The sequence below is a fragment of the Microbacterium sp. JC 701 genome (genome assembly GCF_021026215.1).
GTDB classification, from domain to species: domain Bacteria; phylum Actinomycetota; class Actinomycetes; order Actinomycetales; family Microbacteriaceae; genus Microbacterium; species Microbacterium algihabitans.
On sequence record NZ_JAJNCV010000002.1, the window covers coordinates 690,570 to 706,240 of the forward strand.

Annotated in this window: 14 protein-coding genes; 3 read left to right on the forward strand and 11 right to left on the reverse strand. The window is 69.7% G+C overall.

Going from position 1 to position 15,671, the window contains the following annotated elements; translation table 11 throughout:
- Positions 1-13: 13 nt before the first annotated feature.
- On the forward strand, positions 14-934 hold the full coding sequence (gene dapD / locus LPW41_RS11180; RefSeq protein ID WP_230704847.1) for a 2,3,4,5-tetrahydropyridine-2,6-dicarboxylate N-succinyltransferase: 921 nt from the start codon (positions 14-16) through the stop codon (positions 932-934).
- 91 nt (positions 935-1,025) lie between these two features.
- On the opposite strand, the gene ddaH is transcribed toward dapD, so the two are convergent.
- The 7 genes from ddaH to LPW41_RS11215 all read right to left on the reverse strand — a co-directional run bounded on the left by ddaH (position 1,026) and on the right by LPW41_RS11215 (position 7,247).
- Positions 1,026-1,787 (reverse strand): dimethylargininase, encoded by a 762-nt coding sequence (gene ddaH, locus LPW41_RS11185; RefSeq protein ID WP_144835161.1) that lies wholly within the window; start codon positions 1,785-1,787, stop codon positions 1,026-1,028.
- Positions 1,788-2,220: 433 nt separating this feature from the next.
- Complete coding sequence (locus LPW41_RS11190) at positions 2,221-3,516, reverse strand: citrate synthase (protein WP_144835339.1); 1,296 nt, start codon at positions 3,514-3,516, stop codon at positions 2,221-2,223.
- A gap of 220 nt (positions 3,517-3,736) precedes the next feature.
- On the reverse strand, positions 3,737-4,840 hold the full coding sequence (dapC, locus tag LPW41_RS11195; protein WP_230704848.1) for a succinyldiaminopimelate transaminase: 1,104 nt from the start codon (positions 4,838-4,840) through the stop codon (positions 3,737-3,739).
- 3 nt (positions 4,841-4,843) lie between these two features.
- Positions 4,844-5,164 carry a ferredoxin gene (gene fdxA, locus LPW41_RS11200; protein WP_055836218.1) on the reverse strand — a complete coding sequence of 107 codons (321 nt, stop codon included), beginning with the start codon at positions 5,162-5,164 and terminating at the stop codon, positions 4,844-4,846.
- Positions 5,165-5,783: 619 nt separating this feature from the next.
- A complete protein-coding gene (locus LPW41_RS11205) occupies positions 5,784-6,182 on the reverse strand; it encodes a histidinol dehydrogenase (protein ID WP_144835164.1) in 399 nt (132 codons plus the stop codon).
- A 40-nt stretch (positions 6,183-6,222) separates the two neighbouring features.
- The gene (locus LPW41_RS11210) at positions 6,223-6,537 is read right to left on the reverse strand and encodes an AzlD domain-containing protein (RefSeq protein ID WP_230704849.1); all 315 of its coding nucleotides are present in this window, start codon (positions 6,535-6,537) and stop codon (positions 6,223-6,225) included.
- Complete coding sequence (locus LPW41_RS11215) at positions 6,534-7,247, reverse strand: AzlC family ABC transporter permease (RefSeq protein WP_144835168.1); 714 nt, start codon at positions 7,245-7,247, stop codon at positions 6,534-6,536. The genes LPW41_RS11210 and LPW41_RS11215 overlap by 4 nt, the downstream gene beginning before the upstream one ends.
- Positions 7,248-7,313: 66 nt before the next feature.
- On the opposite strand from LPW41_RS11215, the gene LPW41_RS11220 reads away from it, so the two are divergent.
- Positions 7,314-7,865 (forward strand): helix-turn-helix domain-containing protein, encoded by a 552-nt coding sequence (locus LPW41_RS11220; RefSeq protein WP_144835169.1) that lies wholly within the window; start codon positions 7,314-7,316, stop codon positions 7,863-7,865.
- 245 nt (positions 7,866-8,110) lie between these two features.
- The gene (locus tag LPW41_RS11225; protein ID WP_230704850.1) at positions 8,111-8,473 is read left to right on the forward strand and encodes a DUF2200 domain-containing protein; all 363 of its coding nucleotides are present in this window, start codon (positions 8,111-8,113) and stop codon (positions 8,471-8,473) included.
- A gap of 333 nt (positions 8,474-8,806) precedes the next feature.
- Here the strand turns inward: LPW41_RS11225 and typA are convergent, their stop codons facing one another.
- The 4 genes from typA to LPW41_RS11245 form a co-directional block, all read right to left on the reverse strand.
- Positions 8,807-10,720, reverse strand: coding sequence for a translational GTPase TypA (gene typA / locus LPW41_RS11230; RefSeq protein WP_144835173.1), 1,914 nt, complete (start codon positions 10,718-10,720; stop codon positions 8,807-8,809).
- Positions 10,721-10,878: 158 nt separating this feature from the next.
- Positions 10,879-12,558 carry an ABC transporter family substrate-binding protein gene (locus LPW41_RS11235; RefSeq protein ID WP_144835175.1) on the reverse strand — a complete coding sequence of 560 codons (1,680 nt, stop codon included), beginning with the start codon at positions 12,556-12,558 and terminating at the stop codon, positions 10,879-10,881.
- Positions 12,559-12,562: 4 nt separating this feature from the next.
- Positions 12,563-14,755 (reverse strand): ABC transporter ATP-binding protein, encoded by a 2,193-nt coding sequence (locus LPW41_RS11240; RefSeq protein ID WP_187358379.1) that lies wholly within the window; start codon positions 14,753-14,755, stop codon positions 12,563-12,565.
- The gene (locus tag LPW41_RS11245) at positions 14,748-15,671 is read right to left on the reverse strand and encodes an ABC transporter permease (protein ID WP_144835177.1); all 924 of its coding nucleotides are present in this window, start codon (positions 15,669-15,671) and stop codon (positions 14,748-14,750) included. The genes LPW41_RS11240 and LPW41_RS11245 overlap by 8 nt, the downstream gene beginning before the upstream one ends.

A 15,671-nucleotide genomic window follows, 5' to 3' on the forward strand; every position in this document is an offset into this window, starting at 1 on the left:
GTAGCCTGGAGCGGTGAGCAACGAACGACGCATCAGTGCTGCCGGACTCTCGACGCGGACCACCGCCGGAACGGTGCTCGACGCCTGGTTCCCGAGCCCCCGCCTGGGCGCCGTGGGCGACCTCGCCGCCGAGGCTGCGGCGCTGGAGTCGTCGGCCGGTCCGGACGAGCGTCGCGGCGTCGTGGTCGAGACCGTCACCCTCGAGATCGACGCGGATGCCGCGCCCACCTCGACCGTCGATGCCTACCTGCGCCTGCACGCGCTGTCGCACCTGCTCGTGCGTCCCAACGAGATCAACCTCGACGGCATCTTCGGTCACCTCCCCAACGTCGCGTGGACCAACGCCGGCCCCGTGCACCCCGACGACGCCGCTCGCCTGCTGCCGCAGCTGAAGCGCCACGGCATCCAGCTGCAGGGTCTCGACAAGTTCCCGCGCCTCACCGACTACGTGCTGCCCGCGGGCGTGCGCATCGCCGACGCCTCGCGCGTGCGCCTGGGCGCGCACCTCTCCCCCGGCACGACCGTCATGCACGAGGGCTTCGTCAACTTCAACGCCGGCACCCTCGGCTCCTCGATGATCGAGGGCCGCGTGTCGCAGGGCGTCGTGATCGGCGACGGCACCGACATCGGCGGCGGCGCCTCGATCATGGGCACCCTCTCGGGCGGCGGCACGCACCGCGTCTCGATCGGCTCCCGCACCCTGCTGGGCGCGAACGCCGGCATCGGCATCTCGCTCGGCGACGACTGCGTCGTCGAGGCCGGCCTCTACGTCACCGCCGGCACGAAGGTGCGCGTCGGCGACGAGACGGTCAAGGCGGGCGAGCTGTCGGGTCGCGACGGCATCCTGTTCCGCCGCAACTCGCTCACCGGCGCCGTCGAGGCCTCGGCTCGCGCCGGCGTCGGCGTGACGCTGAACGAGGCGCTGCACGCCTGAGGCCGGGCTCCGATTCACGCATGAACGCTTTTCGCGCGGATCGCGTTTATGCGCGCGGATCGCGCGTGGGGGTGAGCGGTCTCCGCGAGCCTCAGTCGCGCACCCGCACCGACAGGCAGGTCACGCAGCCCTCGAGCTTCTCGAACTCGCTGACGTCGACCGTCACCACGTCGAGGCCGCGGAACCGGTGCTCCTCGGCCGTCGCCGGGGCGTCCGCCGACATCAGCACCGTGTCGTCGTCGAGCACCACCACGGCGGTGCCGTGCTCTTCGGGGACGCCCGCGAACGCCGGGAACAGCGACGGATCGTCGACGAGCGGCTCGAACCCGACCACCGTGCCGTCGGGAAGCGCCGTCACCCCCGACTTCAGGTGCAGCACCTTGGTGACCGGGATCTCGCGCACCTCCCACCCGCGCGGCTCGAGCAGAGCCCGCAGCTGGGCGATGCCCTCGGCGTTCGTCCGCGACGACGCGCCCACGTAGACGGTCCGGCCCACCTTGAGCACGTCGCCCCCGTCGAGGGTTCCGGGCTCCGCGATCTCTTCGAGGGCGATCCCGGATGCCGAGACCCCGGCCCGCACGCTCTCCGCCTCGCCCCGCCGCGAGACCGCGCCGGCCCGACACAGCACGGCGAGGTCGCCGAACATCACCACCGCATCCTCGACGAACACGCCGTCGGGTTGATCGTCGGCCGGATCGATCTCGACGATCTCCCATCCGCGCGTGCGGAACGCCTCGACGTACCCGCGCCACTGCGCGAGGGCCAGATCGGCATCGACCGGCACGCGGTCGAGGTGGGTGAGCTCGCCCTCGGCGAGGCGGGGCGACGGACGACGGACCAACAGACGCGGCATGCCCCGACCCTACTGGTCGCGTCATCGGCGTCGGCGGGGCCACGTGGCATCCGTTCTCTTCGGCGCTCCCCCTGTCCCCATCTGCGCAGACCATGTCCCACAAACGGCTGCCTGGCAGCGCCCCGGGCAGCACGAAGTGGGACATGGGTGAAGGTCCAACCGCCCTCGCCCACCATGTCCCCATATGCGCAGACCATGTCCCACAAACGGCTACCTGGCAGCGCCCCAGGCAGCACAAAGTGGGACATGGATGCAGGGCGAACCGCCCTCGCCGACCATGTCCCGATGTGCGCAGACCATGTCCCAAAAACGGCTCCCTGGCGGCACCCCAGACAGCACAAAGTGGGACATGGGGAGAATCAGCGACACATCCCCGCCGCACACGGCGAAACGCCCCGCCCCTCGCAAGAGGGACGGGGCGTTTCCGGCCGGATCAGACTCCGGGGTAGTTGCGCTCGGCGGCACCCGTGTACAGCTGCTGCGGGCGGCCGATCTTCGTCTGGGGGTCGTTGATCGCCTCGCGCCACTGGGCGAGCCAGCCGGGCAGGCGGCCGATCGCGAACAGCACCGTGAACATGCGCGTGGGGAAGCCCATCGCCTTGTAGATCACGCCGGTGTAGAAGTCGACGTTCGGATAGAGGCGACGCTCCTTGAAGTAGTCGTCCTCGAGGGCGATCTGCTCGAGCTCCTTGGCGAGGTCGAGAAGCGGGTCGCTGACTCCGAGCGCGGTGAGCACCTCGTCGGCCGACTCCTTGACGAGCTTCGCGCGCGGGTCGTAGTTCTTGTAGACGCGGTGACCGAAGCCCATGAGCTTGACGCCCTGCTCCTTGTTCTTCACCCGCTCGACGAACCGTTCGACGCTCTCGCCCGAGTCGCGGATGCGCGCGAGCATCTGCAGCACGGCTTCGTTCGCGCCACCGTGCAGGGGGCCGGACAGCGCCTGGATGCCGGCGGAGATCGACGCGAACTGGTTCGCTCCGGTCGAGCCGACCAGGCGCACGGTCGAGGTCGAGGCGTTCTGCTCGTGGTCCTCGTGCAGCATCAGCAGCAGGTCGAGGGCCTTCGTCATGACCGGGTTGGCCTCGAAGGGCTCGCTGTGCACGCCGAAGTTGAGCTTGAGGAAGTTGTCGACGAACGACAGCGAGTTGTCGGGGTACAGGAACGCCTGACCGATGCTCTTCTTGTGCGCGTACGCCGCGATCACGGGGAGCTTGGCGAGCATGCGGACGGTGTTGAGCTCGACGTGCTCGGGGTTGTGCGGGTCGGACTCCGACTCGTAATACGTCGAGAGGGCGGCGGTCGCGGCCGAGAGCACCGACATGGGGTGAGCCGTCGGCGGCAGTGCCGAGAAGAGGCTCTTGAGGTCTTCGTGCAGCAGCGTGTGACGGCGGATGCGCTCGTCGAACGACGCCAGCTCGGATGCCGAGGGAAGCTCGCCGTAGATGAGCAGCCAGGCGACCTCGAGGTAGGTGCTGTTCTTCGCCAGCTGCTCGATGGGGTACCCGCGGTAGCGGAGGATGCCCTGGTCGCCGTCGATGTAGGTGATGTCGGACTTCGTCGACGCCGTGTTGACGAAGCCGTAGTCGAGCGTGGTGTGCCCGGTCTGCTTGGTCAGCGACGCGATGTCGATGCTCGGGACGCCGTCGGTGCCTCGCAGGACCGGGAATTCGGCGGTGGAGCCCCCTACCGTCAGAGTGGCCTTGTCCTGCTGCGTGCCCGCGTCGCTCACCGCGCCTCCTTGCGATTTCTGGTCGCCCGTGTGGTCGAACGCGGGGGGTTGCGGCACCCCGCGATCTTCTCGCCCTCTGGATGCCACGGGAATGGCATCCGGGTCGGCGGGGCGCGCGGAGGATGACCCCGAACGACCTGCCTTTACAGCCTAGTAGGCACTCCGGCGTACAGATGACACCGCCAAAGGTCGCCCCCATCGAATGGAGGGAACCTCCTGGTCAGGCCCGCAGACGCTCCGCCGCGGCGGCGACGCGCTCGTCGGTCGCGGTGAGCGAGAAGCGCACATGCTGCGGGAAGTGCGTGCCGTAGAAGTGCCCCGGCCCCACCAGGATGCCGAGATCGGCCAGACGGTCGAGGCTCTCCCAGGCGTCGCGCCCCTCGGTGGCCCAGAGGTACAGGCCGCCCTCGCTGCGGTCGATCGTGAAGCCGGCGGCCTCGATCGCGGGCTTGAGCACCGCACGACGGCGGGCGTAGCGCTCGCGCTGCGCAGCCACGTGCTCGTCATCGCCGAGCGCGACGGTCATCGCTCGCTGCACGGGGGCGGGAGGCATGAGGCCGAGGTGCTTGCGCCCGGTCAGCAGGCGCTCGACGATCGCGGGGTCGCCGGCCAGAAAAGCTGCGCGGTACCCGGCGAGGTTCGACTGCTTGCTGAGCGAGTACACCGACAGCACGCCGGTGAGGTCGTCGCCGACGACGGCGGGATCCAGCACGCTCGGCACGGGCTGCTGGTCCCACGGGGCGTCCCACCCGAGCTCCGCGTAGCACTCGTCGGAAGCCAGGACCGCGCCGATCTCGCGGGCTCGCGCCACGGCATCCGCCAACTCGTCCGTCGAGAGCACGCGTCCGTCGGGGTTGCCCGGGGAGTTGATCCAGATCAGCCGAGCGTGCGCGGGCCACGAGGAAGGGTCGTCGGATGCCACCGGCTCGGCGCCGACGAGACGCGCGCCGACCTCGTAGGTGGGGTACGCGGCCCGCGGGTGCACAACGGCGTCACCCGGTCCGAGGCCGAGCAGCAGCGGGAGCAGAGCCACCAGCTCTTTCGAGCCGACAGTCGGCAGCACGTTCGCCGCGCTCAGGCCGGGAACCCCGCGACGGCGGTGGTACCACTCGGCGATCGCCTCGCGCAGCGCCGGGGTGCCCGCGGTCTGCGGGTAAGCGTGCGCATCGGTCGCGTCGGCCAGAGCCTCGGCGATGACCTGCGGCGTGGGATCGACGGGCGATCCGATCGACAGGTCGACGATGCCGTCAGGGTGGCGTCGGGCGCGCTCCGCGTAGGGGGCGACCGCGTCCCACGGGTAGTCGGCGAGGTCGGCGACGCCCACGGGTCAGTGCGCCTGCGGAGGCAGAGCGGTGATGACCGGGTGGTCCTTGGCGATCACGCCGACCTTGGCGGCACCACCGGGCGAGCCGATGTCGTCGAAGAACTCGACGTTGGCCTTGTAGTAGTCGGACCACTCTTCGGGAAGGTCGTCTTCGTAGTAGATGGCCTCGACGGGGCAGACCGGCTCGCACGCACCGCAGTCGACGCACTCGTCGGGGTGGATGTAGAGCGATCGTTCACCCTCGTAGATGCAGTCGACAGGACACTCATCGATGCAGGCGCGGTCTTTGACATCGACACACGGGAGGGCGATCACGTAAGTCACCCGCTCAGTCTAATCGCGCCCGGGCACCCGGCCTCGCCGCCGAGCCGCTGACCTATGATCCGCGGCCCAGGTCCCTGAGCTTGTCGAAGGGACCGGAACCCCACAGACGCCCGCCCACCTAGGTCCCTGAGCCTGTCGAAGGGACCGGAACCCGGCGCACGCCCGCCCACCCAGGTCCCTGAGCCCGTCGAAGGGACCGGACCCCCGCGCACGCCCGCCCACCCAGGTCCCTGAGCCTGTCGAAGGGACCGGACTCCACGCACGCCCGCCCACCCAGGTCCCTGAGCCCGTCGAAGGGACCGGAACCCCCGCGCACGCCCGGGGGCTTCGACAGGCTCAGCCACCTCCCCGACCGAAGGGACGCACGCCCGCCCAGGTCCCTGAGCCTGTCGAAGGGACCGGACCCCCGCGCACGCCCGGGGGCTTCGACAGGCTCAGCCACCTCCCCGGCCGGAACCCCCCGCGCACGCCCGGGGGCTTCGACAGGCTCAGCCACCTCCCCGGCCGGAACCCCACGCACACGCGCCCGGGGGCTTCGACTGGCTCAGCCACCTCCCCGACCGGAACCGCGCGCACGCACGTCCGGTGGCTTCGACAAGCTCAGCCACCTCCCCGGCCGTCAGGACTGGGCGGATGCCGCCGGCGCACGCAGGTGCGAGAGGTCGGGCCAGAACGCCACCAGCGCCATCAGCGCGGGGCCGACGATCGTCCACAGCAGCGGCACCCACTCGGTACCCGGGGTCGGTGCGGCCACGATCGCGGAGCCTCCGGGTCCCACCTGCGAGAACAGGAAGGTCGCCGCCGTGATGCCGAGGCCCCCGAACAGCGCGTTGACGCGGTCGCCCGTGAGCGTGCGCAGAGCGATCAGCAACGCGGCACTGCCGATCGTGGCGAGCACCAGGCCGACCGGCACGGGGCCGAGCATGAACGCCTGCCCGACGGTTCCGGCCGCGCCGTAGAAGGCGCCGACGAGGAGAGCGACCGCCCAGCCGACGATCCGAAGCACAGTGGAACCCATCGGATCAGTCTAGGAGTGCGGGCTATGCGCCACCCGAGGCTCAGGTCGCCCAGCCCCACAGGCGCAGCAGCGCCGCCGTCACCGCCGCACCGACGACGACCACGAGGAACGGGGCGCGCAGCCACAGCAGCAGGGCCGCGACGCCGACCGCGGGCAGCCGCGCGTCGACGACGATCGCCTGGCCCACGCCGAGGGTCTGCACCACGACGAGGGCCGAGAGGAGGGCCACGGTCAGCAGATCGGCGATGCGGGCGGGGCGGGGCTTGTCGAGCCAGTGCGCGGGCAGCAGATAGCCGGTGGCCTTGAGGGCGACGCAGATGACGGATGCCGCGAGCACGGCGGTCCACAGGGTCATGGCATCCGCCCCTCTGACGACACCGCTGCGGGGCGCCGGTCGAACAGTCCGACCGCGATCGCGACGCCGGCTGCGGCGATGACCGGGATGCCGGGCATGAGCCACGGCGTGAGCAGCGCCGCCACGGCAGCGGCGCCTGCGGCGACGGCGAGGGGCTGACGCCCGCGCAGGCGCGGCCAGAGCAGGGCGAGGAAGGCCGCGGCGGCTGCGGCGTCGAGGCCGTACGTGCGCGGATCGCCCAACACGTCCCCCAGTAGCGCGCCGAGGAGAGTCGAGAGGTTCCAGCCGACCCAGATCGCGATGCCGGTGACCCAGAACCCGGTCTGACGCGCACGCGGCTCGGTCTGGGCGAGCGCGACCGCCGTCGACTCGTCGATCGTGAATTGCGTCGCGGCGGCCTTGCGCCACCCTCCCCCACCGACGATCGGCGCCATGCGCATCGCGTACGCGGCGTTTCGCACACCGAGCAGCACCGACGACGCGATAGCCGCGGGGGCGGCTGCTAGTCCTCCCGCCGCGATCACCCCGACGAACGCGAACTGCGAGCCGCCGGTGAACATGAGCAGGCTGAGCACGCACGTCTGCCACACGTCGAGTCCGGATGCCACCGACACGGCGCCGAACGAGACACCGTAGGCGCTCGTGGCGAGGGCTACGGCGAGACCTTGCCGGGCGGCCACCCCCTCGGGTGTTCGGTGGATCGAACGCATGGACATCATCGTGAACGATCGGGCGGTCGTTCGTCAAGTCGAACGAACGGTGAGCATAATGAACGCATGACCGAGCTCGGCGACCGCATCGCGACCACCCTCCGGCGCGAGCGCGAGAGGCGCGATCTCAGCGTCAGCGAGCTCGCGCGGCGCGCGGGCGTGGCGAAGGCGACCGTGTCGCAGCTGGAGAACGGCGGCGGCAATCCCAGTGTCGAGACGCTGTGGGCTCTCGCGTCGACCCTCGAGATCCCGTTCGCCGACTTCGTCGACGAGGGGGTGCACTCCCCCACCCTGATCCGCGCGGGCGAAGCCGGAACGGCCGTGGCGTCGTCGGCATCCGACTACATCGCCGTCCTGCTCTCGGCAAGCCCGCCGCACGCCCGCCGCGACATCTACCTGCTGTCGGCCGAGCCCGGCACGCCGCGACGGTCCGACCCGCACCCGCGCGGCACGATCGAGCACCTCGTCATGGTGTCGGGGCGCGGAATGGTCGGCCCGGTCGACGACCCCTTCGAGCTCTCGCCCGGCGATTACCTGTCGTATCCGGGCGATGCCCCGCACGTGTTCGAGGCGCTCACGCCCGGCATGAGCGCGGTGTGCGTGGTCGAGTCGCGCTGACGCCCCGGGCTGGCGCCCCGCCCCCTCGTTGAGTGTTCAGAACACGCCGCACCCTTTTTGTGGTCAGCGGTGTGTCCGGGACGCTCAACAGGTCTGCGCCGCGCGACACCCGGTCGAGTGTCCACGACACGCCGGATCTGTCGACGGCCAGCGGAGTGTTGTGGACACTCGAGATGTCTCGAACCCGCCGCCAGCGAGCGAGGGCGCGCGTCGACAGCTGCCGGCGGCGAAGCTATCGTGCAGGCATGTCCCGCGTCTTCGACATGCCCTTCTCGTCGGTCTACCCGTTGTACGTCGCGAAGGTCGAGCGCAAAGGGCGCACCGTCGACGAGCTCGACGCCGTGATCCGCTGGCTCACCGGGTTCAGTGAGGCGGAGCTCGCCCGCCATGCCCGGGGGACGACCACGTTCCGCGAGTTCTTCGACGACGCGCGACTCACCCCGCAGGCGTCGGAGATCACCGGCGTGGTGTGTGGAGTGCGGGTCGAGCAGATCGACGACCCGCTGATGTACCGGATCCGCCTGCTCGACAAGGTCGTCGACGAACTGGCGAAGGGTAAGGCGCTCGCGAAGGTCATGCGCACTCCTGCCCCTGCCGCCCAGGGCTGAGGTCGCAGCGCGCGACCGGCGAAGGTCCCTGAGCCTGTCGAAGGGACCGGGGGCTGCGACAGGATCGGCCACCTACGCGGGGAACCGGAGGCTTCGACAGGCTCAGCCACCTACGCCGGGACCGGAGGCTTCGCCAGGCTCAGCCACCTGCGCCGGGACGGGGGGCTTCGACGGGCTCAGCCACCTGCGCCGGGACCGGGGGCTTCGACGGGCTCAGCCACCTCCGCGGCGAAACCGAGGGCTTCGCCAGGCTCAGCCACCTGGCCACGCATCCCGGAACGCGAACGGCCCCGCCGAGCACGAGGCTGGGCGGGGCCGTTCGGGACGGGATGCTTACGCGTTGGCGTCCTGACGCTTCAGGCGCGAAGCGGAGCGACCGCGCGCGGTCGCGTCGAGCTCGACCTTGCGGATGCGCACCTTCTCGGGCGTGACCTCGACGCATTCGTCGTCGCGAGCGAACTCCAGCGACTCCTCGAGCGTGAGGATGCGCGGGGGCGTCATCGACTCGAAGGAGTCGGAGGTCGACGAACGCATGTTCGTGAGCTTCTTCTCCTTGGTGATGTTGACGTCCATGTCGTCGGCGCGCGAGTTCTCGCCGATGACCATGCCCTCGTAGACCTCTTCGGTGGGCTGCACGAAGAAGCTCATGCGCTCCTGCAGGGCGATCATGGCGAACGGGGTGACGACACCCATGCGGTCGGCGACGATCGAGCCGTTCTGACGGGTCGTGATCGAGCCGGCCCAGTCGTCGTAGCCGTGCGAGATCGCGTTCGCGATGCCGGTGCCGCGCGTGATCGTGAGGAACTCGCTGCGGAAACCGATCAGACCGCGCGAGGGCACGACGAACTCCATGCGCACCCAGCCGGTGCCGTGGTTCGTCATGTTGTCCATGCGGCCCTTGCGGGCGGCCATCAGCTGCGTGATCGCACCGAGGTGCTCTTCGGGCGCGTCGATGGTGAGGTGCTCGAAGGGCTCCTTGAGCTTGCCGTCTTCGCCGCGCTTGGTGACCACCTGAGGCTTGCCGACAGTGAGCTCGAAGCCCTCGCGACGCATGTTCTCGACCAGGATGGCCAGCGCCAGCTCGCCGCGGCCCTGGACCTCCCACGCGTCGGGGCGTCCGATGTCGACGACCTTGAGCGAGACGTTACCGATGAGCTCGCGGTCGAGGCGGTCCTTCACCATGCGGGCGGTGAGCTTGTGGCCCTTGACCTTGCCCATGAGGGGCGAGGTGTTGGTGCCGATGGTCATCGAGATGGCCGGGTCGTCGACGGTGATCGCCTTGAGCGGGCGCACGTCGTCGGGGTCGGCAATGGTCTCGCCGATGGTGATGTCGGGGAAACCGGCGATGGCGACGATGTCACCGGGGCCGGCGTCTTCGGCGGGGTAGCGCTCGAGGGCGCGGGTCTTCAGCAGCTCGGTGATGCGGGCGTTGCTGGTGGTGCCGTCGGCGCGCACCCAGGCCACGGTCTGGCCCTTCTTCAGCGTGCCGTTGAACACGCGCAGCAGCGCGAGGCGACCGAGGAACGGCGAGGAGTCGAGGTTGGTGACCCAGGCCTGCAGCGGAGCCTCGTCGTCGTAGGCGGGAGCCGGGACGTGCTCGAGGATCGCACCGAAGAGCGGCTCGAGGTCTTCGTTGTCGGGCAGCGAGCCGTTGTCGGGACGGTTGAGCGACGCGGCACCCGCGCGGCCCGAGGCGTACACGACGGGGACGTCGAGCAGCGCGTCGACGTCGAGGTCGGGCACGTCGTCGACGAGGTCGGACGCGAGGCCCAGCAGCAGGTCGTGCGCCTCTTCTTCGACCTCGGCGATGCGCGCGTCGGGGCGGTCGGTCTTGTTGACCAGCAGGATGACGGGGAGCTTGGCCTCGAGGGCCTTGCGCAGCACGAAGCGCGTCTGGGGCAGCGGGCCCTCGGACGCGTCGACGAGCAGCACGACGCCGTCGACCATCGACAGGCCGCGCTCGACCTCTCCACCGAAGTCGGCGTGGCCGGGGGTGTCGATCACGTTGATCGTGACCGGAACCTCGGTGTGCACACCGTTGTAGGTGATCGCCGTGTTCTTGGCGAGGATCGTGATGCCCTTTTCGCGCTCGAGGTCGTTCGAGTCCATCGCGCGCTCTTCGACGTGCGCGTGGTCGCCGAACGAGCCGGTCTGGCGGAGCATGGCGTCGACGAGAGTCGTCTTGCCGTGGTCGACGTGCGCGACGATCGCGACGTTACGGAGGTCAGGACGAAGGGCGTGCGCCATGGAGGGTCTCCAGGAAAATTCGGGGTGGTGCCCGGAATCGGGCGTCTCTAGTCTACCGGCCCGCGCCGATACTCCCGGCAGCGGACGTTCAGGAACGGTCCGGACGCACGAAAGGGGCGGGATCCCGCAGGACCCCGCCCCCCTTTTCACGAGGTGCGTCAGCTGTTCTGGAAGCCCACGATCGTCCAGTCGACGGTCTCGAACTGGGTGGCGCCCCAGTTCACGAGACCCTGCTTGACGGCGTAGACGTTGGGCAGCGGCGCGATCGGGATGATCGGCACGTACGACCACAGCACCTTGTCGATCTCCTCGGCCGTCTTCAGGCGCGAGTCGGGGTCGAGGTCGGTGTTGGCCTTCTGCCACAGGTCCGCGAGCTGCGGGTCGGCGATGCCGGTGTAGTTCTGCGCCGAGTCGACGGGCGAGAACAGCGACTCGCTCGACGAGATCGGGTACGCGGTACCGCGCCACGAGAACGTCACCATCTCGAAGTCACCGGGGATGATGTAGTCGCTGAAGTAGCCGCCCACGGGCACGGTGTTCAGATCGACCGGGATGCCGAACTCGCTGAGGTCGGCCTGGATCTGCTCGGCACGCTGGATGTTCGTGGCGGTGTCGGCGGGGACGGTGACCGAGAACTTCAGCGGGGTGCCGTCCTTGACCCAGGAGTCGCCGTCCTTGGTGTAACCGGCGTCTTCGAGGTACTTGGCACCGGCGTCGGTGTCGTAGGGCAGCGCCTCGTCGGTGTAGCCGTCCTGACCGGGCATGAACACGTAGCTGCCCTGCGTGATGGCGGGGACGCCGACGGGCGAGTTCGCCGTGTTGGCGATCTGCTCGCGGTTGACGATGGATGCCACGGCCTTGCGGACGTTGACGTCGGCCAGCGGACCGTCGGAGGCGCGCATGGTGATGTGCGTCCAGGTCAGACCGTTGGAGGCCTGGATCTCGGCGCCCTGCACGTTCTGAGCGGTCTGGTAGAGGTCGGCGTTGGCGCTGATGTTCAGCGCGTCGATCTCACCGTTGCTGAACGAGGTGCCCTGCTGGTCCTGGCTCACCGCGCGGTAGACGATCGTCTCGAGCTTGGGCGCCTGGCCCCACCACTTGGGGTTGCGCTCGAGGGTGGCGATGCCGGCCGTCGAGTCGAACGAGCCCAGGAGGAAGGGACCCGAAGAGGGAAGGGCCGTGGTGAGGTAGCCCGTGTTGAAGGTGTTCGGGTCGCTCGCGGCCGAGGCGGGGAGGATCTGACCGAGCAGACCCTGCCAGTCGGCGTACACCGACGAGAACGTGATGATGACGTCGAACTCGTCCGTGCCCTGCTCGACCGATTCGATCTGGTCCCAGCCGGTGGTGGAGATGACGACGTACTCGGGGTTCGAGCCGTTGTTGGCCTTCCAGGTCGCCTGGTAGTCGGCGACGGTGATGGGCGTCCCGTCCTCCCACACGGCATCCGGGTTCAGCTTGATCTCGACCGTCTGGGGGCTCTCGTTGGTCAGCTCGACCGACGAGGCGTAGTCCTCGTTGACGACCGGCTTGCCCGACTCGTCGATCTTGATGGGGCCACCCTGCATCGCCGAGATGATGTCGTTGGTGTTGGCCTCATTGCCGTCGATCTGGAAGTTGTTCCAGTTGACAGGCATCGAGTCGACGGCCAGCGTGAGGGTTCCGCCGTCCTGCACGTCGGCGGCGTCGGCGCGGACCCACGCGGTCGAGGGCAGCGAGTTCTGGTCCTCGGGGTTGGCGGACGGAGCCGCCGTGTTGCCCGGCGCGCAGCCGGCGATCGCCAGGGCGGCGACGCTCAGCAGCGTGAGGGCGCCGAGCCCCTTCGCTTTGCGGATCTTCATGTGATCAGTCCTCTCGTTGGTGATCGGGGAGGGTCTCCGACGCCGTGGTGCCGTCGATCGAAGACGTTCGGGGGGACGCGACCGACGCCGTCTCGAGGACGAGGTCGGAGCGTTCGGCGTAGTGGCACGCCACCTCGGAGCGCGCCGAAGAGCGCAGACCGGGGTCGTCGGAGTCGCACCGGCGCCGGTCGGCGTCGGGCAGCAGGCGGTACAGCGGGCAGCGCGTGCGGAAGCGGCATCCGGAGATCTCCTGCGTCGGGCTCGGCAGGTCGCCGTCGAGCAGGATGCGGGTGCGCGCGCGCTCGATGCGCGGATCCGGGATGGGCGCGGCCGAGATGAGGGCCTTGGTGTAGGGATGCCGGGGGTTGTCGAACACCGCGTCGACGGGACCCTGCTCGACGATGCGCCCGAGGTACATGACCGAGACGTCGTCGGCGATCTGACGGACCACGGCGAGGTCGTGCGCGACGAAGAGGAACGACAGGCCGAGGCGTTCCTTGAGGTCTTCGAGCAGGTTGATGACACCGGCCTGGATCGAGACGTCGAGGGCCGAGACCGGCTCGTCGAGCACGACGACGGCGGGGTCGGTCGCGAGGGCGCGGGCGATGCCGATGCGCTGACGCTGACCGCCCGAGAACTCGTGCGGGTAGCGGTCCGACATGTTGGGGTCGAGGCCGACGAGCTCGAGCAGCTCGGTCATCTTGCGGTCGCGTTCGGCACGGGGCACGCCCTGCACCAGCAGCGGCTCGGTGATGACCTCGCCGACCGGCAGGCGCGGGTCGATCGCGCCCATCGGGTCTTGGAAGACGATCTGGATGCCCTTGCGCAGCGTCGCCTTGTCTGTGCGGCTCACGGTGGCCACGTCGGTGCCGTTGATGCGGATGCTGCCGCTCTGGGGGGCGACCATCTCCATGATCTCGAGGATCGTCGTCGTCTTCCCGCACCCCGACTCCCCCACCAGGCCCATGGTGCGACCGGGCTGGATCGAGAACGAGATGCCGTCGACGGCGCGCACCGTGCCGATGCGGCGCGGGAAGACCGAGCCCTTCATCAGCGGGAAGTGCTTGGTCAGATCGGTGACCTCGACGGCCGGGGTGACGTCGGGACGCAGCGGCGGGATCTCGCCCAGCGCCTCGGGGCGGGGGAAGATGTCGGGGCGGGCGAGGGCACCGGATGCGATCTCGTCGGCGCGGATGCAGGCCGAGACGTGATCGGGGTCGGTGCCGTGCATCGCGAGCTCGGGCTCGATGTCGTGGCACGCGTCGATCGCGATCGGGCAGCGCGCCGCGAAGGGGCACCCCTTGGGCAGGCTCGCGAGGGACGGCGGGCGTCCCTCCAACGGCACCAGACGCTGCGAGCCGGCGGTCTGCATGTTCGGCACCGAGCGCAGCAGACCCACCGTGTAGGGCATGTGCGGGTCGTGGAAGATCTCGTCGACCGAGCCGCGCTCGACGAGCTTGCCCGCGTACATCACCGCGACGCGGTCGGCGTGACCGGCCACGACGCCGAGGTCGTGCGTGATGAGCACGACGGCGGCGCCCGTGACCTCGCGGGCCTTCTGCAGCACCTCGAGGATCTGCGCCTGGATCGTCACGTCGAGCGCCGTGGTGGGCTCGTCGGCGATGATGACCCGCGGATCGTTGGCGATGGCCATGGCGATCATCGCGCGCTGACGCATACCGCCCGAGAACTCGTGCGGGTACGCGCGGGCCCGACGCTCGGCATCCGGGATGCCGACGAGCTTGAGCAGCTCGACCGAGCGGGCGTGCGCGGCCTGGGCCGACAGTGCCTTGTCGTGCAGGCGCAGGCCCTCGGAGATCTGGTCGCCCACCGTGTAGACCGGGGTGAGCGCCGACAGCGGGTCTTGGAAGACCATCGCGAGCTCGGCGCCGCGGATCTTCGACAGCTGGGCATCGTTCATCGCCAGCAGCGACCGACCGTCGTAGACGATGTCGCCCTCGACGCGGGCGTTCGAGGGCAGCAGCCCCATCACCGCGAGCGACGACACGCTCTTACCGGAACCGGACTCTCCGACGATGCCGAGGAACTCGCCCTCGTGCACGTCGTAGGAGATGCCGCGGACGGCGCGGACGGCGTTGCCCTCGCGCTGGGGGAAGGTCACGCTGAGGTCGCGGACCGACAGCAGCGGCTGGCGTCCGGTCGATGACAGCAAGGTGGCGGAACGGGGGTCAGTCACGGTTCGCTCCCGAAGTGGGGTCGATGGCGTCGCGCAGCGCGTCGCCGATGAGGCTGATGGCCAGGAGCAGCACGATCAGCACGCCGGCGGGGTACACGAACAGCCACGGGCGGGTCACGGCGGCCGAGGTGCCCGCCGACAGCAGGGTGCCGAGCGAGACGTCGGGCGCCTGCACGCCGAAGCCGAAGTAGCTGAGCGAGGTCTCGGCCATGATGGCCGCGACGATGCCGAGGGTCGCGTCGATGATCAGCAGCGACGCGATGTTGGGGATGATGTGGCGGCCGAGGATCTGCCGGGTCGGCATGCCCATGTAGCGCGCCGCCCGCACGAAGTCGCGGTTGCGCAGCGACCGGGTCTGGTTGCGCACCACCTGGGCGAGGATCATCCAGCTGAACACCGCCAGGAAGAAGGTCAGCGCCAGCCACGACAGGCCGCGCGTCAGCGGGCTCAGCAGCACGAGGATGAAGAACGAGGGCACCACCAGCAGCAGGTGGATGATCCAGCCGATGACGGCGTCGATCTTGCCGCCGAGGTAGCCGGCGACCGAGCCCACCGCCGCGGCGATCAGGGTCGCGCCGACACCCGCGAGGGCGCCGATGATGAGCGACTTCTGCAGGCCGACGAGCGTCTGGGCGTAGATGTCCTGCCCGATGCCGTTGGTGCCGAACCAGTGCAACTGCGTCGGGCCGAGGCCGACGTTGAGGAAGTCGCGCTGAGTGGCGTCCCACGGCGAGAGCAGGGGTCCGATGAAGGCCCAGAGCACGATGAACACGAGCACGCTCGCGCCGACCCAGAACCGGGGCATCTTGCGCAGGCGTGCGCGCACCAGTGCACCGCGCGAGAGCGGCTTGCGGGCGCGGGTGACCGGGCTGGTGGCGACGAGGGTGCCGTCGAGGGCGTCTTCCTGCATTGTCAT

Coding starts and splice junctions, on each gene's coding strand:
- LPW41_RS11220 (WP_144835169.1), top strand. CDS start 7,314: ATGACCGAGCTCGGCGACCGCATCGCGACCACCCTCCGGCGCGAGCGC.
- LPW41_RS11215 (WP_144835168.1), bottom strand. CDS start 7,247: ATGCGTTCGATCCACCGAACACCCGAGGGGGTGGCCGCCCGGCAAGGT.
- ddaH (WP_144835161.1), bottom strand. CDS start 1,787: ATGCCGCGTCTGTTGGTCCGTCGTCCGTCGCCCCGCCTCGCCGAGGGC.
- LPW41_RS11225 (WP_230704850.1), top strand. CDS start 8,111: ATGTCCCGCGTCTTCGACATGCCCTTCTCGTCGGTCTACCCGTTGTAC.
- LPW41_RS11210 (WP_230704849.1), bottom strand. CDS start 6,537: ATGACCCTGTGGACCGCCGTGCTCGCGGCATCCGTCATCTGCGTCGCC.
- typA (WP_144835173.1), bottom strand. CDS start 10,720: ATGGCGCACGCCCTTCGTCCTGACCTCCGTAACGTCGCGATCGTCGCG.
- LPW41_RS11205 (WP_144835164.1), bottom strand. CDS start 6,182: ATGGGTTCCACTGTGCTTCGGATCGTCGGCTGGGCGGTCGCTCTCCTC.
- LPW41_RS11235 (WP_144835175.1), bottom strand. CDS start 12,558: ATGAAGATCCGCAAAGCGAAGGGGCTCGGCGCCCTCACGCTGCTGAGC.
- LPW41_RS11245 (WP_144835177.1), bottom strand. CDS start 15,671: ATGACAATGCAGGAAGACGCCCTCGACGGCACCCTCGTCGCCACCAGC.